Genomic DNA, 20,348 nt, shown 5'->3' with positions numbered 1-20,348 from the left:
ACGGAGCATGACCGTGAACGACATCGACCATCGTGTACTAGGCAATAAGCTCGATCTTTTCCACCAGCAGGAAGAAGGTGCCGGCATGGTTTTCTGGCACCCGCGCGGCTGGACGCTTTATCGCGTGCTCGAAGATTACGTGCGGTCGCGCATGCGTCGCGCGGGCTTTCGCGAGATTCGCACGCCGCAATTGCTGGCGCGCTCGCTGTGGGAAAAGAGCGGGCTCTGGGAAAAGTTCGGCGCCGCGATGTATTCGCTCGCCGATGCGGAAGAAAGACGCGCGCTTTGTCTGAAGCCGATGAGCTGTCCTTGCCACGTGCAGGTGTTCAATCAGCGTGTGCGTTCGTATCGCGAGCTGCCGTTGCGCTATAGCGAGTTTGGGGCATGTCATCGAGATGAGCCGTCGGGATCTCTCGAAGGATTGAAGCGTACGCGCGCGTTCGTTCAGGACGACGCGCATGTGTTCTGCGCGGCGGCGGATATAGAGTCGGAGGTGGGGCGCTTCTGTGCGCTGCTGCGCGACGTGTACGCGGACCTAGGATTTCCGGAGTTCAGCGTTGCTTTGGCGTCGCGGCCCGCATTGCGTGCTGGCAGCGAGGGGACGTGGGATCGGGCCGAGGAGGCGTTGGCCCATGCCGCCGACGCAGCGGGGCTCGAATTCGCTGTACTCGCTGGAGAGGGCGCTTTTTACGGGCCCAAACTCGAATTTCAATTGACGGATAGTCGCGCACGGAGTTGGCAGTGCGGCACGATCCAGCTCGACTTTGTGTTGCCAGAGCGGCTCGATGCCGAGTTCGTCAATCAGCGTGATGAACGCGAGCGTCCGGTAATGATTCATCACGCGGTGCTCGGCAGCATGGAGCGGTTCATCGCGATGCTGCTTGAACATGACGAAGGATGGATGCCGGCCTGGCTCGCGCCCGAGCAGGCCGTCGTTGCTTCGATCAGCGATGCGAGTCTGGGTTACGCGCAAGAAGTCTTGCAGGCGCTCGAAGATGCCGGGGTTCGGGCGGTGGTCGATGGACGGCCCGAGAGACTGGAGAAGAAGATTGTCGATGCGAGGGAGAAGCGGGTGCCGTTTCTCGTTGTCGTAGGGAAGAGGGAGGCGGCAGACAGGAGGATTAGTGTGCGTTGGTCGAGGGATGGGGCACAGCGGGAGTTTGGTCTCGCGGAGGGAGTGGGATATCTGAAGGGCAAAGGAGGCTTGCCGGGCTCGCCGGCAAGAGTCTGACCGCTTCAAGCGTCCGGCAATACCGACTTACCGCGGCGCTTTTTCGGCTTCGGTTCCACCCCCACTCGCGGGTCCCGCTCCAGAACGAGCGCCGTCAACTGCTCGACAGTGTCTTCGAACGCAGGGTCCTCCTGCGGCACATAAAGCCACTTTCCGAGTACCGGGTGAGGCCGCAATGCAGGCAGATCGGTAATCAGAGCAGCATGGCGTTCCTGCGATGTACAGACGAGCAGCCCATTCCACGGCTTATCGCGATCGGCGGCAACCAGACACAACAGGCCGTCGATATACGCGGCATCGCTGCCAAACATCCGCCGGCGCACATAAGTCGGATCGCGTTCGAACGCGTCGAAGATCCAGAGGAGCGAATTGCTGATCGAAGAGGGCATCGGCGGAAAATCTCAGGAGGCGAGGGCAAGTGAATAAGTTTACGCAAATTCTCAAGGCTCGGCAGCGAGCCGATCGAAGATCGAGCAAGTCCGGCTAGGTAAGATGTGTCCAACCTCGGCGACCATATCGGAACTCGCACGATCCAGACCATGCTAACTCACACAGACGCCACCGCCGCTTACGCTAAACGCTTCGAAGCCGTTCTCGCCTATATCGACGCAAACCTCGAGGGCGATCTGTCGGTCGACGCGCTAAGCCGTATCGCAAACTTCTCGATGTTCCATTTCCATCGACAGTTTGTCGCGTATGTCGGCGTGCCGGTCGCACGCTACGTGCAGTTGATGCGCTTGCGTCGCGCGGCTCACCGCCTCGCGTCGCAGGCGTCGTGCTCGGTTCTCGATGCGGCGCTCGACGCCGGCTTCGACAGTCCCGAAGCCTTCAGCCGCGCGTTCAAGCGTGCATTCGGCATGGCGCCGAGCGCGTTTCGACGGCATCCAGCATGGCAATTCTGGAGTGCGAGTTTTATTGTTCCCTATCTTTCGAGGAAATTGACCATGCAAGTGAAAATCGTCGACTTTGCGGAAACCCGGGTTGCCGCGCTCGAGCATTGTGGTTCGCCTGGACTCGTCAACGAGAGTGCGCGCAAGTTCATCGATTGGCGTATTCAAAGCGGACAATCGCCGGTGGCGTCGAGCAGGACCTTCGGCATTCCGCACGGCAATCCGGACACGGTGCCAGCGGAGGAATTCCGCTTCGATATCTGCGGAGAGATCGACGAGCCGGTCGCACCGAATCACTATGGCGTGCGCGAACTCGTCATGCCGGGTGCACGGTGCGCGGTGGTGCGGCACACGGGATCGACCGATCACATCGGCGAGACGATCTATCCGATCTATCGCGACTGGCTGCCTTCGAGTGGAGAAGAGTTGCGAGATCTTCCGCTGTTTTTCCAGTACCTGAGCGTCTATCCTGAGACGCCGCTGGATCAGTGGCAGACGGATATCTACATTCCGTTGGTGTGATTAGGGAACGGGGGAGATGAGCATATAAAATGCCTGATCCATTCTGCGCGAATATCGGAGGATGCGCTTCATTCGGGCTCCGATCCAATTTTCGCGTCGGTATCAATTGCACTGAATCGATGATTGCCGATTGTAGATGCGGCAAAAAATGCAATTGCGGAATGTGTCCTTAAACAAAGCCCCTATCTCTGCGAATAGTGGTTCAGATAGGGGTTTTTATCGATTCCAGGCTCTCGCCCATGACAGAAGCCGAAAAGGCCGTTTCACTTTCGGCTACTCGCGTAATCACCGGAACCGCCCAATACCCTAAGTGTCAACTAAGGATGTCACCCGTCCATTTTGGGGAGATATCAAATGGCTGCCACGCAATCTGGGGCTATGCCCCTCTCCGATGAGGAGGCACGGCGCCAGTTGCGCCGCGCTGTCATCGCCAGCACGATCGGTACCACGATCGAATGGTATGACTTCTTCCTGTACAGCACGGTCACTGGTCTGGTATTCGCGAAGCTGTTTTTTCCTGAATCGGACCCGCTCGTTGGCACACTCCAGGCTTTTCTGATTTACGCCGTCGGCTTTATCGCGCGGCCGGTGGGCGCGGCGATTTTCGGCCACTATGGCGATCGCATCGGACGTAAAGCGACGTTGATCGTGACGCTATTGCTGATGGGACTCGCGACATTCGCCGTCGGCTTCGTTCCGACCTACGCGTCGATCGGCATCTGGGGGGCCATTGCGCTCACGGCGCTGCGCTTTATTCAGGGGGTGGGCGTGGGAGGCGAGTGGGGCGGTTCGGTGCTGATGTCGATGGAATGGGCACGCACCAACAAGCATCGTGGTTTCATCGCGTCGTGGCCGCAGTTCGGCGTACCGGCGGGATTGTTCGTCGCGAATCTGGTGGTGCTTGCCACCAGTCAGATCTCCGGCAGCGCATTTCTCACGTGGGGCTGGCGGGTGCCGTTTTTCCTCAGTATTGCGCTGGTCGCGATCGGCCTTTATATCCGCTTGAGTATCCTCGAGACGCCGATCTTCGCGAAGCTTCTCGCTGAGCGCAGGATCGAAAAGGCGCCAATGCGTGAAGTATTGCGCCGGCAGCCGAAAGACATTGTTCTATCGGCTCTTGCGCGTATGGCCGAACAGGCGCCTTTCTATATTTTCACGGCTTTTATCTTCACCTATGGCGTGATGAGTCTGGGCGTTACGCGCGATCTGTTGCTCACCGCGGTGCTGGCCGCTTCGGTGCTGGAATTCTTCACGATTCCTTTCTTCGGTCACGTGTCCGATCTGATCGGACGTCGACGCATGTACGTGATCGGCGCCGCTGCAGTCGGGCTATTCGGCTTCCTGTACTTCTTCATGGTCGGAACTCATAACCCCGGATGGATCTTCGCGGCAATCGTGCTTTCGCTGGTGCCGCACGCGATGATGTATGGTCCCCAAGCCGCATTGATCGCCGAATCGTTCACGGGGCGCTTGCGCTACAGCGGCGCGTCGATGGGCTACCAGTTGGCTTCCGTCATCGCTGGCGGTCCTGCACCGTTGATTGCGACCGCGCTTTATGCCTATTTCCATTCGGGATTCGCGGTGGCGTGGTATGTGTTCGCGTGCGCGGTGATTAGCGTGGCCGCCGCTATGCGACTCGGCGATTACACGAATAAGGACATTTCGCGGGAATACGACGACGTGCATGCATTGCATGACCAGGGACACGCCACTCCGTGATCGATCAGGCGGATGGCCGGTCGCAGCGGCCATCCGCGGCCGGCCGCCGAATCAGGCCTCAGCTTTTCAGCGGCAACCAGACTTCGACTCCACCCATTCCCGTCGCCGGATCGAACTGCTCGCCATACCGTTCGAAATGCGGTGCATCGGCAGGCACGTGCCCTGATGCGGGCAACCACTGATTCCAGATCGTATTCATCGTGCGACGAATGCCCGAGATGTGCTCGCGATGACTGAACACCGCATAGCGTTGCGCGGCGATGCGTACGCGACTCAACTCCGGCGGCAGTGCGGAAAAATCGCTGACTTCGACGCCGCACATATAGTCGAAGTTGCCCAGTTCATCGGCGTTATAGCCAACGCCATAAGCCACCTTGCCGATCTGTCCTGGCACCCTGCCGTACCAGGCGCCAAAGCGCTGCCATTGAGAGGGAATCGCCTTGCTGGTCTCGCACGTATAGCGCTCGCTCAGTCCAGCGATGAGAAGCGGTTTGCCGTCTTCGAAGCGCGGCGGTTCCAGATGAGTCAGAAGGGTTTCGTCCATTTTGATCGGCTCCACGATGCTCAGGTTGTCGAGATGACCTCGTGCGCGCAACGCATCGGGCGTAAGCCCGAACTGGTCGCGAAACGCGCGCGTGAATGCTTCGTGAGAGCCGTAACCGGCGTCGAGGGCGACCGCGAGAATGTCAGGGGCACCATCGGCGAGACGTCGTGCGGCCTCGCTTAAACGCCGTGCGCGAACGTAGCGCATCACCGGCATCCCGGTGGCCGCTTCGAACGCGCGGGCGAGATGAAAGCGCGATACGCAGCCACCGCGGGCGATGTCGTCGAGCGTCAATTCGCCCGCGAAGTGGCTTTCGATATACCAGAGCGCTTTTCCAACCGGGTTCATCTCAGCTCTCATGTCAGCATGAAGCCAGCATAGTCAGCGGCGAACTCAGGCGTTTGATCGCGCTTGCGGTTTTGCAGTCGCGACGGAAGGCGGGGCCGACTCCGCCACGTCACTATGCGCGCCCGCAGCGCCACCCGCTTGCCCCGGCCTCAGCAACAGCCCACCGAGCACGCCGGCCGCCGCCGCAAAAACCGCCCCAAACAGAAACGCGACGTGATACCCGCTGTTCAGCGCGGCCGCCGCGCTCGACGACGCCTGCATTGCCTCGCTACGCGCCGCGGCAAGACTCGCGAGCACCGCGAGCCCGAGCGCCCCGCCCATCATGAACGACGTATTGACGATGCCCGACGCGAGGCCCGAATCGGCGGGATCGACGTCGCTCATCGCGGCGAGCAGCAACGGGTTGAATGCGATGCCGGCGCCGAAGCCGAGCAGCAACATGCCGGGCAACACGTCGGGCACGAAGCTGCCGTCGACGGGCGCACGCGCGAACAACGCGAGCCCGCATGCGGCGATCAGCAGGCCCGCCGCGAGCGGCCGGCGCAGCCCGAAGCGCATCACCACACGCGCCGACAATCCCAGCGAAAAGAGTCCCATGATCAGGTTCGCGGGCAGAAACGCGAGCCCCACCTGCAACGGCCGATACCCGAGCACGCGCTGCAAATAAAGCGCCGAAATAAAGAACCACGCGAACATCGCGGCTGCCCACAACACGCCGACCACGTTCGCGGTCGCGACATTGCGCAAACGCAGTAGACCGAGCGGCATCAACGGATGTTCGACTCTCGCCTCGATTGCGAGGAACACGGCAAGCAGCGCGAGCGCGACGCACAGCAGGCCGAGCGTCTGCGCCGAAGTCCAGCCTGCTTCGTTGCCGTTGACGATTGCATAGACCGCCAGCATCAGCGATGCGGTCACGCTGAGCGCACCGGCCACGTCGAGCCGCTCGCCGTGCGCGTGTCCGCGCGCGGCCGGCAGTAGCGCGAGGCACAGCGCGTACACCGCAATGCCGATCGGCAGGTTGACCAGAAAGATCCAATGCCAGCTCAGCAGATTGGTGAGCAGTCCGCCGAGCAGCACGCCGATGCTGCCGCCGCCCGCACAGACGAAGCCATACACGCCCATCGCTTTCGCGCGCTCGCCGGGTTCGGTGAACAGATTCATGATCAGCGACAACGAGACCGCCGAGACGATTGCACCACCCAGCCCCTGCACGGCGCGCGCGGCGACCAGCAGCACTTGCGAATTCGCGAGGCCGCAGGCGAGCGAAGCGAGCGTGAAGAGCGTAATGCCGCACAGGAACAGCTTGCGGTGTCCGTACAGATCGCCAAGCCGTCCCCCGAGCAGCAGACAGCCGCCGAACGTCAGCATGTAGGCGTTGACGACCCACACGAGCGAGGTTTCGCTAAAGCCGAGATCGGCGGCGATGGACGGCAGCGCGACGTTCACGATGGTGGTGTCGAGCACGATCATCAGCACGCCGAGGCAGAGCACGATCAGTGCGAGCCAACGTTGCTTGCCGTGGAGGGAATGGGTCATGCGGGTGCCCCTTTACGCGGATTCGGTCGATCGCCGACGATGGGTTTTCGAGTCTAACACCCGTGCATTTCGGGTCCAACTACGAAATCCAGGGCGGCGCCGGCGCGCTAAGCGTCGCGCGGTTGCGCATCAATCGCCGGTGAGGATTTCGTATTTGCCGCCGCGTTCGAGCGCGCGCTGATATGCGGGCCGGGCGCGAATGCGCTGCAAAAACGCGCCTATCGCGGGCAATCGCGCAGTGATGCCGCGCGCGGTGGCGGCTTCGAGCGGGAAGCGCATTTGCACGTTGGCGGCGGTGAAGTCGTTGCCGGCGAACCAGCCAGTCGCGCCGAGTTCGTTGTCGATATAGCCGAAATGCAGCTTCAATTGCGGATCGACGAAGTTCGCCTGCATCGGATGATACACAGCGATGGCAGCACCACATTCTCAAACCTTCGACTTTCCCCCCATCAACCCATTCGACGGCAACGTCTCATCCAGCAACTTCCTCGCACTCTCAATCCCCGTCACCGGCAAGCCATTCGGATCGAGCAGTCCCACCTGCACGAGCACCGAAGCCTGATCCCAATAGATGTGCTCGTTATAAAGCTTGTCACCGCGGAAGCACACCACGGCGAGCATCGGCACCTCGAAGTACTTGCCGGTCGGCGCCACGCCCGGCAGCAGCCAGTCGATCTCGCAACTATGCGTGCAGCTGAAAATGAATTCATCGACGACGCGATCCGAGCCGATCGTGCGCGAAATCGGAATCAGCTTCGTATCGGGTGGATTCGAGTTGACGAAATGATGCGTGTAAAAGCGCTTCAGATTGTCATGCCCGACACCGCCTGTCATCGTCGGCACGTGATTGACGTAGGGCTCGGCGACCATCGTCGGCATCACCGCATCGACGTCGCGTGTCGCGAACTCGTGATAGCAATGCGCTTCCCACAGCGCGTTCAGATCGTAGACCGGACCGAGCACCTTGCGCAGCAGCGCCAGCGTGCGCGAGTACGCCATCATCGCGGCCGGCTTGTCGTACTGCTTGCGCTGCGGCGCGGCGAACGCGTGATCGCAGCCGGGATACACGTATTGCTCGATCTGCGGCCGCGTACGCAGTGCGGCGCTGATGCGCTCGCGCGTTTCGGGCGGGCAGTGCGCGTCGTTTTCACGGAAGTGGAACACCATCGGGCAGTTGATTGCCGATACTTCGTCGAGATGCGCGTCAAGCCCCACGCCGTAATAGCTGACCGCGCAATCGACGTCGGTGCGCGCCGCGCTCAGAAACGCGAGCTTGCCGCCGAGGCAGTAGCCGACCACGCCCACCTTGCCGGCCTGCTCGGGCAGTTCGCGCAACGTGGCGATCGTGGCGGCGATGTCCTTCACGGCGACATCCGCATCGAACTGGCCCAGATAGCCGAGCGCCTGTTTCATATCGGCGTCGCCGTAGCCAAGCGAAATGCCCGGCTTGATGCGCCAGAACAGATCGGGCACGAGCACGACGTAGCCTTCTTCGGCGTAGCGATCGGCGGTCGCCTTCATCGTGTCATTGACGCCGAAGATTTCCGGCAGGAGCACGAGCCCCGGGCCCGAGCCCTGCGCGGGGCGCGCGACGTAAGCGTTGAAACGGCCGCCATCGTGGGCGACGACTTCGATGAAAGAGCCGGCCATGCGGTCTGTCTCCAGTCTTATGATAGATACGGGTTACGTCATCATGCGCAACTCGAAACGTTTGAGCTTGCCGGTTTCGGTGCGCGGCAGCGCGCCGATGAACGTGATGACGCGCGGATATTTATACGGCGCCACGTTATTCTTAACGAAATTCTGCAGTTGCGCGACCAGTTTGTCGTCGGCCGTATAGCCGGGGTTCACCACGACGAAGGCCCGCACGATCTGCCCGCGCGTTTCGTCGGGCACGCCGATCACGCCGCATTCGGCCACCGCCTCGTGCTGCATCAGCACGCTTTCCACCTCAGGACCGGAGATGTTGTAGCCGGCCGACACGATCATGTCGTCGGCGCGCGCCTGGTAGAACACGTAGCCGTCCGCGTCGAGATAGACCGAATCGCCCGGCAGGTTCCAGCCGTCGCGCACGAAGCGCAGCTGCCGTTCGTCCGCCAGATAACGGCAGCCGGTCGGGCCGCGCACCGCCAGTTTGCCGATCGTGCCGGGCGGCACGGGTTGCATGTCGTCGTCGACGGCTTGCACGACGTAGCCCGGCACCGCGCGGCCGATCGCGTGCGGCCGGATCTCCGCGCCTTGCGACGAAACGAAGATGTGGATCAGCTCGGTGCCGCCGATGCCGTCGATCATGTCGATGCCAGTCGCGTCGCGCCACAAACTCCGCGTCGAATCGGGCAACGCCTCGCCCGCCGACACGGTCTTCTTCAGCGATGACACGTCATGTTGCGCGACGAGCGGCGCCATCTGCCGATAGAACGTCGGTGCGGTGAACATCACGGTTGCATGAAAACGTTCGACCACGTCGAGCAAGGTCTGCGGTGTGAGCTTTTCGACGAGCACCGTCGACGCCCCGACGCGCAGCGGAAAGCACAGCAGCCCGCCGAGGCCGAACGTGAACGCGAGCGGCGGCGTGCCGCAGAAGATGTCGCTCGCGGAAGGCTTCAACACATGACGCGGGAACAGATCGCACATCGCGATCATGTCGCGATGGAAATGCATGCAGCCTTTCGGCGCGCCGGTCGTGCCGCTCGTGAACGCGATCAGGCAGACGTCGTCGGCGGCGGTGTCGCAGGCGGTGAAGTGCTCGGGCTTGTTGGCGGCGAGAGTCTCGAGCGAATCGGCGGAATCGTCGTGAAAGCGGCGCGTCTGCTTCAGCACCGCGCAGTAGAACTCGTCGCGCGGATTCGTGCAGCGCTCGAGTTCGGCGGTCAGGCGCGCATCGCAAAGCGCGGCGCTGACTTGCGCTTTGTCGATGATCTGCTTGAGCTCCTTCGCGCGCAGCAGCGGCATGGTCGGCACGACGACGAGCCCGGCCTTCAGCGCCGCGAGCGTGGCGACGGCCATCTGCAAGGTGTTCGGTCCACGCAGCAGCACGCGGTTGCCGGGCCGCAAGCCCATTTCATCGACGAGCACATGCGCGCTGCGGTTGACCAGCGCGAGCAGTTCGCCGTACGTGGTCGCTTGTGGCTTGCCGGCCACGTCGGACCAGATCGCCGGCCGGTCGCGATGCCCCGCCTCGATGGTCCGCTCCAGCAGTTCGGTCGCGCAGTTCAACCGCGACGGATAGGCGACGTCCGGATTGTCGAGCAGAAAGACGGGCCATTGATCCTGCGGCGGAAGATTGTCGCGCGCGAAAGTATCGACGTGTGCTGACGGTTCCATCATGGTCTCCCGGGGCGTTGAGCCGGAAAATGCGCTTCGTTCGGTGTGAGGGGCTTGCCTGTGCGTTCGGTACCTGTGGGACGTTCAGTGCGGAATCACCGCGGTGGCCTCGATCTCGACCTTCGCGCGGTCTTCCATCAGCGCGACGACCTGTACCGCGCTCATCGCGATGTCGTAGTCGCCGATCAGCTCGCGAAACACGCGGCCGATGTCCTTCAGCGATGCGAGGTACTCGCGCTTGTCGGTCACGTACCACGTGAGGCGCACCAGATGTTCGGGCTTGCCGCCCGCTTCGCGCAGCACGGCGAGCAGATTCTTCAGCGCCTGCTCGGACTGCTGCGCGAAGTCATCCGAATGGAACTGCGCCTGTTCGTCCCAGCCGATCTGGCCGGCGATGAACACCTGTGTGCCGCTCGCCGCGACGCCGTTCGCATAGCCGCGCGGTTTGACCCAGCCGGCCGGAAGGAGAGCTTTTTTCATCAGCGCTGAGCCTCGATGGAGGAGGGCGATGGAGCGTACGCCGCGAGCGCGCTCGCGATGTCTCCGGGAATGTTGATCGATTTGCCGCTTTCGAACGACATGAACACGAGCACCTGTTTCGAACGAAAGCGCGTTTCGCCGTTGCAATGCCCGTGAATCTCGATGCGGAGAGAACTGCGGCCGATGGTGTGGACTTCGAGCGCGAGCAGGATGGTTTCGCCCATCTGGCTCGGCCGCGAGAACTCGCAGTCGAGCTTGACGATCGGCAGGCCGATGCGGCGCCGCGCGATCATGTGCGCATAGTCGATGCGCAGGCCCTCGTTGAACCAGTCTTCGACGAGCGCGTTGGTCATCACGAGGTACTGCGGAAAATACACGATGCCCGCGGGATCGCAGTGCGAGAAGCGGATGCGCACGGGCCGCTCGAACGATGTGCTCATTGCGCGCTCCCGTTCGCCGCGGCATACGCCTTCAACAGATCGCGGCCGACGATCAACTGCTGCACCTCGGTCGCGCCTTCGTAGATGCGCAGCGCGCGGATCTCGCGGTACAGCATCTCGACTGCGCTGCCGCTTTGCACGCCCATGCCGCCGTATAGCTGTACGGCTGCGTCGATCACCCGCTGCGCGCCTTCGCTCGCGTGCCACTTCGCCATCGCGGCTTCGCGCGTGACGCTTTCGCCCTGGTCGCGCAGCCACGCGGCGCGATAGACGAGCAGCGCGCTGCTGTCGATCGTCAGCGCCATCTGCGCGAGCTTCGCCTGCGTCAACTGGAAGTCGCCGAGCGTCTGGCCGAACATCTTGCGCGACGCCGCGCGCGCGAGACCTTTGGCCATCGCATGACGCGCAAAGCCGAGCGATGCGGCCGCCACCGAGGTGCGGAAAATATCGAGCGTGCGCATCGCGATCTTGAAGCCTTCGCCGGGTGCGCCGAGCATCTGGCTCTTCGGCACGCGCGCGTTCGCAAAGCGCAGACGCGCGAGCGGATGCGGCGCGATCACGTCGATGCGCTCGGCGATGTCGAGGCCCGGCGTTTCTGCATCCACGATGAACGCGCTGATGCCGCGCGCCCCTGGTGCCTCGCCGGTGCGCGCGAACACCACGTAGAAGTCCGCGATGCCGCCGTTCGAAATCCACGTCTTCTCGCCGTCGAGCACGTAGTGGTCGCCCTGTTCGCGCGCGGCCAGCGCCATCGCCGCGACGTCCGAGCCCGCTTGCGGCTCCGACAGCGCGAACGCGGCGATCGCCGTGCCGCTCGCGACACGCGGCAGATAGCGCGATTTCTGTTCATGCGTGCCGGCGAGCGAGATCGCGCCCGAGCCGAGGCCTTGCATTGCCAGTGCGAAGTCGGCGAGGCCCGAGTAGCGCGCGAGCGTTTCGCGTAGCAGACACACGGCGCGCGTATCGATCGTGTCGCCGTGGCCGCCATAAGCGACGCCACCGACGCCGTATTTCAGCCAGCCGGCCTCACCGAGTTCACGCACCAGCAGGCGGCAGGTCGCGTCGGTGTCGCGATGGTCTTGATGCTTGAGATTCGCGCGGCACCACGCGTCGATGCCGGCCGCGAGTTCGCGATGACGCGGCTCGAAAAACGGCCACGCGAGCGGGCTATGCAAATCGACCGGCGTGTTCTGATGATCGGCGCTCAACTCAGTCTCCTTCGAACACCGGACGCGACTTCGCTGCGAATGCATCGTACGCGCGCTCGAAATCGCGCGTGCTCATGCAGATCGCCTGCGCCTGCGCTTCGGATTCGATCGCTTCGTCGATGCTCATGCTCCATTCCTGGTGCAGCATCTTCTTCGTCATTCCGTGCGCGAAGGTCGGGCCGGACGCGAGATCGGCGGCGAGCTTCTGTGCTTCTTCGATGAGCGCGGCCGGGTCGCACAAGCGGTTGTAAAAGCCCCATGCGTGAGCTTCGTCGCCGCTTGCCGAGCGGCCGGTGAACAGCAGCTCGGCCGCGCGTCCCTGGCCGATGATGCGCGGCAGCATCGCGCATGCGCCCATGTCGCAACCGGCGAGGCCGACGCGCGTGAACAGGAACGCGAGCTTGCTGCGCGCGGTGCCGAGGCGCAGATCGGAAGCCATCGCGAGGATTGCGCCGGCGCCCGCGCAGACACCGTCGACGGCCGCGATGATCGGCTGCGGGCAATGGCGCATGGCCTTGACGAGGTCGCCGGTCATGCGCGTGAACAGCAACAGCTCGGGCATCGGCAGATCGATCAGCGGCGCGATGATGTCGTGCACGTCGCCGCCCGAGCAGAAGTTTTCGCCCGCGCCGTGCAACACGACGGCCTTCACGTCTGTCGCATACGCGAGGTCGCGGAACAGGTCGCGCAACTCCGCATACGATTCGAAGGTCAGCGGGTTCTTGCGCTCGGGGCGGTTCAGCGTGATCGTCGCGACCTTGCTGGTCACCGACCAGCCGAAGTGCTTCGCCTCGTAGCCTGCCAGGCTCAGGCGGTTGCCGGCCAACAGTGCGTCGGCGGTGGATCGTGTCATGTATGCCTCCAGTGCGAAGTCAGCCTTTCAGGCTGTCGAGCAGATGCCGCTTGAGTTTGCCGAGGTCCTGATGGGTCTTCATCTTTTCGTCGAGGCTCAGGCCGCCGAACATTTCGACGACCCATTGCTCGTGCGCGACGGCCATTTTGTCGAACGCCTTGCGGCCAGCGGGCGTCAGGCACACGCTGATCGAGCGGCGGTCGTTCGGATCGGTGTCGCGCGTGACGAGCCCCTCTTTTTCGAGCTGATCGGTGATGCCGGTGACGTTGCCCCCCGTCACCATCAAACGGCGCGACAACTCGGTCATCTTCAGGCCTTCGGGATGTCGTTCGAGTTGCGCCATCAGATCGAAACGCGGCAACGTGGTGTCGAATTCGGTGCGCAGACGTTTGCGCAATTCGGCTTGCACGAGATTGGTGGTGGTCAGCATGCGCAACCACAGACGCAGACCCATGTGGCTGTCCGCACCGGTGCTCATTTCGAGGTCCACGACGTTCTCCGCGGGTTGGGCGACGCCTTTGCGCGACGGTTTCGCATCCGATACAGACTTTTTTGCTTGCGTTGATTTGCTCACGTTACTTCCCCACCCGAAATGGAAATGGATTGCCCCGTGATCGCATCCGAGCCGGGGCGGCACAGCCACAACACTGCGTTCGCGACCTGCTCCGGGCTCACGAAGCGGCGCTGCGGATTCGAACGCAGCAGCGTTTCGCGCGCCTGTGCTTCAGTGCGCGAGGTCTTGCTCGTGATCTGTTCGAGCGATGCATGCAGCAGCTCGGTTTCGGTGTAGCCGGGGCACACTGCGTTGACGGTGATGCCGCGCGTCGCGGTTTCGAGCGCGAGCGAGCGCGTGAGACCGATCACGCCGTGCTTGGCGGCGCAATACGCGGCGACGTACGCATAGCCGATCTGCCCCGCGGTGCTCGCGACGTTGACGATACGGCCATAGCCACGCTCGAGCATGCCCGGCAGTACAGCGCGGGTGCCGAGAAACACGCCGGTCAGATTCACGTCGAGCATGCGCTGCCACAGCGCGATATCGGTGTGCGTGAACGGCGCGGCCTGCGCCTGGCCTGCGTTGTTGACGAGGATATCGACGGCGCCCGCCTCGCCGAATGCGCGCGCCACCGACTCTTCCTGCGTGACGTCCACGCTGATGCACGCGACGTCGCCGAGCGCCGCGCATTGTTCGCGCTGCGCTTCGAGGCGTTGTGCATTGCGGCCCATCAGCGTGACGCGCGCGCCGGCGCGCAGCAGCGCCTGCGCGATGGCCGCGCCGATGCCGCTGCCGCCGCCGGTGACGACCGCGTGTTGTCCGGCGAGAGAGGTGTCAAACGTGTTCACACGGTTCCTTCGGCGCGTTGCGCGCGTTGTTGTGCCGTCAGGCCGGCGTTGGCGATGGCCTGCGCGCGCTCGCGTTCGAGGTTGCGCTCTAGCTGCATTTTCGCGGCGGTGTAGGGCTTCGGCCACGCGATGTCGAGATAGCCGATCTTCGCCGCTTCATTCAACGTCCACGACGGATTCGCGAGATGCGGACGTGCGATCGCGCACAGGTCCGCGCGGCCAGCGGCGATGATGCTGTTGACGTGATCCGCTTCGGAAATCGCGCCGACCGCGATCGTTGCGATGCCGGCTTCGTTGCGCACGCGATCGGCGAACGGCGTCTGGAACATGCGGCCGAACACGGGCTTTTCTTCCTTGCTGACCTGGCCCGACGACACGTCGATCATGTCCGCGCCGGCCGCCTTGAAAGCTTGCGCGATCTTCACGGCGTCGTCGGGCGTGTTGCCGCCTTCGACCCAGTCGTGCGCGGAAATCCGTACCGAGATCGGCTTGTCCTGTGGCCACACCGCGCGGATCGCGCTGAACACCTGCAGCGGATAGCGCAGACGGTTTTCGAGCGAGCCGCCGTATTCGTCGGTACGGTGATTCGTCAGCGGCGACAGGAAGCTCGACAGGAAATAGCCGTGCGCGCAGTGCAATTCGAGCCAGTCGAAACCCGCTTCGATCGACATGCGGGTCGCCTTCACGAACTGCTGCTCGATTTCGTGCAATTCGTCATGCGTGGCTTCGCGCGAATGCTGGCTGATACCGCGCAGATACTGCTGCGGCGACGCCGAGACTAGGGGCCAGTTGCCTTCGTCGAGTGGCTGGTCGATGCCCTCCCACGCGACGCGCGTCGAACCTTTCGCGCCCGAATGGCCGAGCTGGATGCCGATCTTCGCATCCGACTGCAGATGCACCAGATCGACGATGCGCTTCCACGCGGACTGATGCTCGGGCGCATACATGCCGGGGCATCCCGGCGTGATGCGGGCTTCGGGCGACACGCAGGTCATCTCGGTCATCACGAGCGCGGCGCCGCCCATTGCGCGCGCACCGAGATGCATCAGGTGATAGTCGCCGGCCACGCCGTCTACCGCCGAGTACTGCGCCATCGGCGACACCATCACGCGATTTTTCAGCGTGACGCCGCGCACCTTGAAGGGCGTGAACATCGGCGGAATCGAAGGTTTGTCCGCCGCGCGCTCGACGCCCGCGCGCTTCGCGAGCCAGTCTTCGAAGCCGGACAGATATTGCGAATCGCGCTCGCGCAGGTTTTCGTGCGAGATGCGCTGCGAGCGCGTGAGCAGCGAATAGGCGAACTGTTCCGGCTCGAACGACGTATAGCGATCGACGTGCTCGAACCATTCGGTCGAATTGCGCGCGGCGTTCTGGATGCGCAGCACGTCGACGCTGCGTACTTCGGTGTAGTGCTTCAACGCTGCGGCCAGATCGTCGGGATGCGAACCCGGATGCGCGCTGATGCTGTTCGCGAGTTCGATCGCGTCTTCGAGCGCGAGCTTGGTGCCCGAGCCGATCGAGAAGTGCGCGGTATGCGCGGCGTCTCCCATCAGCACGATCGGCGTTCGTGTGCCGTTCGCGTTGCGGCGCCAATGCACCCACTCCTTGTTGACGACGCGCGGAAAACGGATCCATTGCGACGAGCCGCGCAGATGCGCGGCGTTCGACATCAGCGCATTGCCGTCGAGGTATTTCGCGAAGAGCTTCTCGCAGAACGCGATGCTGTCTTCCTTGCTCATTTCGTCGAGACCGGCGGCGCGCCACACGCGTTCCGGTGTTTCGACGATGAACGTCGAGGTTTGATCGTCGAAGCGGTAGGCATGCGCCTGAAACCAGCCGAATTCGGTTTGCTCGAACGCGAACGTGAACGCGTCGAACAGCTTCTTCGTGCCGAGCCACACGAAGCGGCAGTCGCGCAGGTCGATGTCCGGCTGGTAGGTGTGCGCGTATTTCTGGCGCACGGCGCTGTTCAGCCCGTCGCTCGCGATGATCAGGTCCGCGTCGTATGCGCTGTCGTCCACGACCTGGGTTTCGAACACGAGCTTCACGCCGAGTTCTTCGCAACGCGCCTGCAGGATATTCAGCAGGCGTTTGCGACCGATGCCGCAAAAGCCGTGGCCCGACGAACGTACGCTGCGGCCGCGGAAGTGGATCTCGATGTCGTCCCAGTGATTGAACGCGTCGAGAATCGCCTCGGCGCTCGGGGCGTCGGCGGCGCGCAGATTGCCGAGCGTCTGATCGGAGAACACGACGCCCCAGCCGAAGGTGTCGTAGGGGCGGTTGCGCTCGATCACCGTGACTTCATAGCCGGGGTTGCGTTTTTTCATCAACAGACCGAAGTACAAACCGGCCGGACCGCCCCCGATACAGACTATGCGCATGCTGGTTCCCCAAAATGAACGCCGCGTTGCGATTAATTTAGGTTTTGATAGTTTAGATGTCAAGTAAATTTGGGGAGTGCCGTCTAGAGGAATTCGGAAGTCAGTCGCTGTCCGGCGCGTGGCGGCGTCAGGCGAGCTAGGGTCTTCGCCGGGGGGCGAAGGTCGTCGCCTATTGGCGCTACGCCATTGAGATCATTCTGAATGCGTATGCGAACGCAGTCGGCACGCGCGGCGTCGACACATGACGCCGTGCGTGGCGCTCGCCGAGCCGAAGCTCAGCGGTCACATCGGCGGAACTACGCCGTCCTTTTCGACCACGACGCGTTGCGCAACATAACTTCCCTGCGACGCAGGCGTTGCGACGATGAACACCTTCTTGCCGGCGGTAAGATCGCTGTGCTCCGCGGGCGTGAACGTGACGACGGGCACGTTTGGCGGCACCGTCACCACATTGCTGCCGCCCTTGTATGACAGCTTCAGGTCGCGGCCGTTGGTGCTCTGCACGACGGAGTCGACGTTCGCGTTGGTCATCGAGCTCTTCGGGCCCAGGTCCCACGCGTAATGCCCTTCGCCCGTGCCGCGCGCGGACTCGGGGAACACCACGACTTCCGTTGCCGTCAGCTTGCCGTCGGCGCCGGTGGTTGCAGCCGTGCCAATGAACGTACCCGGCTTGATATCCGATAGCTGCATCGTTTTCACAGCCGAAACACGCACATCCGGCTTCACATCGACCGACACGGTATCGCCGCTGCGACGATGGACCTTGAGCGTGTCACCGTTTTGCGACACGATTTCGCCACGGATGCGCGTGGGCGTCGTGGCGGGCGCCTGCGCGAAAGCAGCGCTCGCGAACGCGGCAGCCATAAAGGCTGCGCCAAGTTTGATGCGGAGTGTCATAGAACCTCCCAACTGGATGGTTGAAGGACGGGGGAAAGACCTCATTGCTTCACGAGCCGCTGAACCAGTTGTAGCCCTGGTTCTCCCAATAGCCTCCCGGATACTGGTTCGTGATTTCGATTGCGACGACATGCTTGGGATTCTTGAAGCCGAGCTTGGTCGGCACGCGCAGCTTCATCGGAAAGCCATACTTCGGCGGCAGCACGTCACCGTCGTAAGTCAGCGTGAGCAGCGTCTGCGGGTGGAGCGCCGTCGGCATGTCGATGCTGGTCCAGTAGTTGTAGTCCGCGCAATGCAGCGACACGTACTTTGCGGTCGTGTCCGCACCCACGCGACGCAGGAATTCGGAAAAGCGCACGCCGCCCCAGCGGCCGATCGCGCTCCATCCCTCGACGCAGACAAGACGCGTGATCTGGCTTTCCTGCGGCAGCGCGTGCAATTCGTCGAGCGACCAGGTGCGCTTGCCGTGCGCGAGACCGTTGACCTGGAGACGGTAGGTCGCGGCATCGATCTCGGGTACATCGTCGATCTCATAGAACGCGTTGAACGGAAACGGCCGCGTGATCATCGATTCCGGATACGTGGGCGCCAGCTTGTTCGGATCGAACAGCAGCGCCTGCACGCGGTCGTTGAAGAACGAGATGCGGCGCAGCGCGGTGTTCACCGATTTGTCGTTGGTCAGATCGCAACCGGACAGCATCGCGATGCCGCCTAGGGTCAGCAGCCGCCGGCCGAACAGGCGGCGCGCTGGCGATTTGAGTTCGCGCTGTGCGTCGCGGACGATCGATTCGCCATGCGTCGCGAGAAAAGTGCCTGGTTGTGCGGTGCGTTTGCGGATCGTCACGATTTACCGTCCCCGTATCATCAGCAGTAACGAGCGCGGCACGAGCGCGGCCATCGCGACGTGAACGATGAAAAACGCCACCAGTACGCTCATGCATACGAAGTGCACGACGCGCGCATTGTCATATCCGCCCATCAGCGTGCGCAGCAGCGGGAACTGCACCGACTTCCATATGACGAGCCCCGACAACACGATCAGCACGATGTCGGCGATCACGACGAGATAAGCGAACTTCTGCACCGAGTTGTAGTGCGCGAGGTCGTCGTGTTTCAGGCGTCCGCGCAGCGCGGCGAGCAGATCGGCGGCCAGCTGTTTCGGCCTGACGGGCAGCAGTTTGCGTCGAAAGCGTCCGGACGCCAGATTCAGCGCGAGATAGACCAGGAAATTGGCGACCAGCAGCCACATCACGGCGAAATGCCATAGCAGCGCGCCGGCGAGCCAACCGCCAAGTGTGATCGAAGGTGGAAACTGAATGGCTGGAAAGATTGGCGACGCATCGTAAATCTGCCAGCCGCTCATGACCATCAGCACGACCGCGACAGCATTGATCCAGTGCGTAATCCGTACCCACCCGGGCTGAACCATGTTGTGACTCAAAAATCACTCCAGATTCGGTGGCATTCATGCCAGTAGCGCGGGAGCAAGACGGGTCGGACAGCGAACCGCGCTCCGCTCGTCAGGCTGCCACCTGTAACACAAGGGCTAACGCGATTGATCGACCATTATTCCGTCGCGCGTGAAGATTTTCCCTTGCAATCGACTTTCATTAGCGCCACGCACCGCGCGCGAAAGCCGTCCCGCCCCAGAGCATCGCAGCATCCCGCATGCCCTATTGCGTCGGACAAATGCACTTCTGCGCAAAGACACGCGTCCGCTCCCAGCGCCTTCCGTCCGACATCTCCCATCGGGGTATACCCGCTTTGCAAGCAGATTTGCGTGCCTAGCTATTGCGCAAATAAATTTGCGGTAAGATACTCGGCGCAAATCGGTTTGCTGTCGTTCCTCAACCCCACCTCGCAGAGGTCGTCATGAAACTCGTAGCAAAGCTCGTCGCGGCTGCACTCGTCGCCGTTTCCGTCCTCGGTCATGCCGCGCGGGCCGAGACCTTGCTGGTCGCCTGCGATACGGCGTTCGTGCCGTTCGAATTCAAGCAGGGCGACAAATACGTCGGCTTCGATATCGATCTCTGGGAAGCCATCGCGAAGGACCTGAAGCTCGACTACAAGCTGCAGCCGATGGATTTCAGCGGCATCCTGCCGGCGCTGCAAACCCATAACGTCGACGTCGCGCTCGCGGGCATCACGATCAAGGACGAGCGCAAGAAAGTGATCGACTTCTCGGATGGCTACTACGACAGCGGCTTCACGCTGATGGTGCCGGCCACCAGCGCGATCAAGGGCCCGGACGACCTGAAGGGCAAGTCGCTCGCGATCAAGACGGGGACGTCGGCGGCGGATTACGCGAAGGCACACTTCGCGGGCACCGATCTGCGCCAGTTCCCGAACATCGACAACGCGTATCTAGAGTTGCAGACAGGACGCGTCGATGCGGCGATGCACGACACGCCGAACGTTCTCTACTACATCAATACGGCGGGCAAGGGCAACGTGAAGGCGGTCGGTCCGCAGATGATGGCGCAGCAATACGGCATCGGCTTCCCGAAGGGCAGCCCGCTCGTGCCGAAGGTCAATGCGGCGCTCGCGAAGATCAAGGCTGACGGCCGCTATGCGGCGATCTACAAGAAGTGGTTCGGCGTCGAGCCGACGAAGTCCTGATAACGCAAC

General features: G+C 62.6%; 19 protein-coding genes and 1 pseudogene. 4 read left to right on the top strand and 16 right to left on the bottom strand.

All coding sequences use genetic code 11. From position 1 onward, the window contains the following. Nucleotides 1-13: 13 nt before the first annotated feature. Complete coding sequence (gene thrS, locus QFZ94_RS08310; protein WP_429456168.1) at nt 14-1,231, top strand: threonine--tRNA ligase; 1,218 nt, start codon at nt 14-16, stop codon at nt 1,229-1,231. 5 nt (nt 1,232-1,236) lie between these two features. On the opposite strand, the gene QFZ94_RS08305 is transcribed toward thrS, so the two are convergent. Continuing rightward, a complete protein-coding gene (locus QFZ94_RS08305; protein ID WP_368583205.1) occupies nt 1,237-1,620 on the bottom strand; it encodes a hypothetical protein in 384 nt (127 codons plus the stop codon). Nucleotides 1,621-1,770: 150 nt separating this feature from the next. Here QFZ94_RS08305 and QFZ94_RS08300 point away from each other — a divergent pair, with 150 nt between their 5' ends. Beyond that, nucleotides 1,771-2,643 carry an AraC family transcriptional regulator gene (locus QFZ94_RS08300; protein ID WP_368583204.1) on the top strand — a complete coding sequence of 291 codons (873 nt, stop codon included), beginning with the start codon at nt 1,771-1,773 and terminating at the stop codon, nt 2,641-2,643. 354 nt (nt 2,644-2,997) lie between these two features. Beyond that, nucleotides 2,998-4,362, top strand: a complete 1,365-nt coding sequence (locus QFZ94_RS08295; RefSeq protein ID WP_429456165.1) for an MFS transporter — start codon at nt 2,998-3,000, stop codon at nt 4,360-4,362. 58 nt (nt 4,363-4,420) lie between these two features. On the opposite strand, the gene QFZ94_RS08290 is transcribed toward QFZ94_RS08295, so the two are convergent. The 15 genes and pseudogenes from QFZ94_RS08290 to QFZ94_RS08220 all read right to left on the bottom strand — a co-directional run bounded on the left by QFZ94_RS08290 (nt 4,421) and on the right by QFZ94_RS08220 (nt 19,149). After that, nucleotides 4,421-5,254, bottom strand: coding sequence for an AraC family transcriptional regulator (locus tag QFZ94_RS08290; RefSeq protein WP_410850114.1), 834 nt, complete (start codon nt 5,252-5,254; stop codon nt 4,421-4,423). Nucleotides 5,255-5,299: 45 nt separating this feature from the next. Then, a complete protein-coding gene (locus tag QFZ94_RS08285; RefSeq protein ID WP_429456162.1) occupies nt 5,300-6,793 on the bottom strand; it encodes a DHA2 family efflux MFS transporter permease subunit in 1,494 nt (497 codons plus the stop codon). A 129-nt stretch (nt 6,794-6,922) separates the two neighbouring features. After that, nucleotides 6,923-7,186: pseudogene (locus tag QFZ94_RS08280) on the bottom strand (glutathione binding-like protein); the annotation flags it as partial. A gap of 33 nt (nt 7,187-7,219) precedes the next feature. After that, nucleotides 7,220-8,443 carry a dienelactone hydrolase family protein gene (locus QFZ94_RS08275; protein ID WP_429456160.1) on the bottom strand — a complete coding sequence of 408 codons (1,224 nt, stop codon included), beginning with the start codon at nt 8,441-8,443 and terminating at the stop codon, nt 7,220-7,222. 33 nt (nt 8,444-8,476) lie between these two features. Beyond that, a complete protein-coding gene (locus QFZ94_RS08270) occupies nt 8,477-10,117 on the bottom strand; it encodes an AMP-binding protein (RefSeq protein WP_429456158.1) in 1,641 nt (546 codons plus the stop codon). A gap of 84 nt (nt 10,118-10,201) precedes the next feature. Then, complete coding sequence (locus QFZ94_RS08265) at nt 10,202-10,597, bottom strand: RidA family protein (protein ID WP_013092722.1); 396 nt, start codon at nt 10,595-10,597, stop codon at nt 10,202-10,204. Continuing rightward, nucleotides 10,597-11,037, bottom strand: a complete 441-nt coding sequence (locus QFZ94_RS08260; protein ID WP_429456156.1) for an acyl-CoA thioesterase — start codon at nt 11,035-11,037, stop codon at nt 10,597-10,599. Before QFZ94_RS08260 ends, QFZ94_RS08265 begins: the two co-directional genes overlap by 1 nt. Next, nucleotides 11,034-12,245, bottom strand: a complete 1,212-nt coding sequence (locus tag QFZ94_RS08255) for an acyl-CoA dehydrogenase family protein (protein WP_429456154.1) — start codon at nt 12,243-12,245, stop codon at nt 11,034-11,036. The genes QFZ94_RS08260 and QFZ94_RS08255 overlap by 4 nt, the downstream gene beginning before the upstream one ends. Nucleotide 12,246: 1 nt before the next feature. Beyond that, complete coding sequence (locus tag QFZ94_RS08250) at nt 12,247-13,098, bottom strand: enoyl-CoA hydratase family protein (protein ID WP_429456152.1); 852 nt, start codon at nt 13,096-13,098, stop codon at nt 12,247-12,249. Between the two features lie 19 nt (nt 13,099-13,117). Next, nucleotides 13,118-13,672, bottom strand: coding sequence for a MarR family winged helix-turn-helix transcriptional regulator (locus QFZ94_RS08245; RefSeq protein ID WP_368583194.1), 555 nt, complete (start codon nt 13,670-13,672; stop codon nt 13,118-13,120). After that, a complete protein-coding gene (locus tag QFZ94_RS08240) occupies nt 13,669-14,442 on the bottom strand; it encodes an SDR family NAD(P)-dependent oxidoreductase (RefSeq protein ID WP_368583193.1) in 774 nt (257 codons plus the stop codon). The genes QFZ94_RS08245 and QFZ94_RS08240 overlap by 4 nt, the downstream gene beginning before the upstream one ends. After that, nucleotides 14,439-16,823: a bifunctional salicylyl-CoA 5-hydroxylase/oxidoreductase gene (locus QFZ94_RS08235; protein ID WP_429456149.1), complete on the bottom strand. Its 2,385-nt coding sequence runs from the start codon at nt 16,821-16,823 to the stop codon at nt 14,439-14,441. The genes QFZ94_RS08240 and QFZ94_RS08235 overlap by 4 nt, the downstream gene beginning before the upstream one ends. A 282-nt stretch (nt 16,824-17,105) precedes the next feature. Further along, nucleotides 17,106-17,720 (bottom strand): hypothetical protein, encoded by a 615-nt coding sequence (locus tag QFZ94_RS08230; RefSeq protein ID WP_429456147.1) that lies wholly within the window; start codon nt 17,718-17,720, stop codon nt 17,106-17,108. A 49-nt stretch (nt 17,721-17,769) separates the two neighbouring features. After that, the gene (locus QFZ94_RS08225; RefSeq protein ID WP_429456145.1) at nt 17,770-18,564 is read right to left on the bottom strand and encodes a molybdopterin-dependent oxidoreductase; all 795 of its coding nucleotides are present in this window, start codon (nt 18,562-18,564) and stop codon (nt 17,770-17,772) included. A gap of 3 nt (nt 18,565-18,567) precedes the next feature. Continuing rightward, on the bottom strand, nt 18,568-19,149 hold the full coding sequence (locus QFZ94_RS08220; RefSeq protein ID WP_429457738.1) for a cytochrome b/b6 domain-containing protein: 582 nt from the start codon (nt 19,147-19,149) through the stop codon (nt 18,568-18,570). A gap of 443 nt (nt 19,150-19,592) precedes the next feature. Here QFZ94_RS08220 and glnH point away from each other — a divergent pair, with 443 nt between their 5' ends. After that, nucleotides 19,593-20,339, top strand: a complete 747-nt coding sequence (glnH, locus tag QFZ94_RS08215) for a glutamine ABC transporter substrate-binding protein GlnH (RefSeq protein ID WP_368583188.1) — start codon at nt 19,593-19,595, stop codon at nt 20,337-20,339. Nucleotides 20,340-20,348 lie beyond the last annotated feature (9 nt).

This window comes from Paraburkholderia sp. JPY465 (genome assembly GCF_050436725.1).
Lineage (GTDB): Bacteria > Pseudomonadota > Gammaproteobacteria > Burkholderiales > Burkholderiaceae > Paraburkholderia > Paraburkholderia youngii.
This window is presented reverse-complemented; position numbering and strand designations above follow the sequence as displayed.

What these genes read in the sequence shown, in the direction of transcription:
- QFZ94_RS08250 (WP_429456152.1), bottom strand. Translation starts at nt 13,098, where the DNA reads ATGACACGATCCACCGCCGACGCACTGTTGGCCGGCAACCGCCTGAGC.
- QFZ94_RS08275 (WP_429456160.1), bottom strand. Translation starts at nt 8,443, where the DNA reads ATGGCCGGCTCTTTCATCGAAGTCGTCGCCCACGATGGCGGCCGTTTC.
- glnH (WP_368583188.1), top strand. Translation starts at nt 19,593, where the DNA reads ATGAAACTCGTAGCAAAGCTCGTCGCGGCTGCACTCGTCGCCGTTTCC.
- QFZ94_RS08220 (WP_429457738.1), bottom strand. Translation starts at nt 19,149, where the DNA reads ATGGTTCAGCCCGGGTGGGTACGGATTACGCACTGGATCAATGCTGTC.
- QFZ94_RS08290 (WP_410850114.1), bottom strand. Translation starts at nt 5,254, where the DNA reads ATGAACCCGGTTGGAAAAGCGCTCTGGTATATCGAAAGCCACTTCGCG.
- QFZ94_RS08235 (WP_429456149.1), bottom strand. Translation starts at nt 16,823, where the DNA reads ATGCGCATAGTCTGTATCGGGGGCGGTCCGGCCGGTTTGTACTTCGGT.
- QFZ94_RS08230 (WP_429456147.1), bottom strand. Translation starts at nt 17,720, where the DNA reads ATGACACTCCGCATCAAACTTGGCGCAGCCTTTATGGCTGCCGCGTTC.
- QFZ94_RS08260 (WP_429456156.1), bottom strand. Translation starts at nt 11,037, where the DNA reads ATGAGCACATCGTTCGAGCGGCCCGTGCGCATCCGCTTCTCGCACTGC.
- QFZ94_RS08270 (WP_429456158.1), bottom strand. Translation starts at nt 10,117, where the DNA reads ATGGAACCGTCAGCACACGTCGATACTTTCGCGCGCGACAATCTTCCG.
- QFZ94_RS08305 (WP_368583205.1), bottom strand. Translation starts at nt 1,620, where the DNA reads ATGCCCTCTTCGATCAGCAATTCGCTCCTCTGGATCTTCGACGCGTTC.
- QFZ94_RS08295 (WP_429456165.1), top strand. Translation starts at nt 2,998, where the DNA reads ATGGCTGCCACGCAATCTGGGGCTATGCCCCTCTCCGATGAGGAGGCA.
- QFZ94_RS08265 (WP_013092722.1), bottom strand. Translation starts at nt 10,597, where the DNA reads ATGAAAAAAGCTCTCCTTCCGGCCGGCTGGGTCAAACCGCGCGGCTAT.
- QFZ94_RS08285 (WP_429456162.1), bottom strand. Translation starts at nt 6,793, where the DNA reads ATGACCCATTCCCTCCACGGCAAGCAACGTTGGCTCGCACTGATCGTG.
- QFZ94_RS08300 (WP_368583204.1), top strand. Translation starts at nt 1,771, where the DNA reads ATGCTAACTCACACAGACGCCACCGCCGCTTACGCTAAACGCTTCGAA.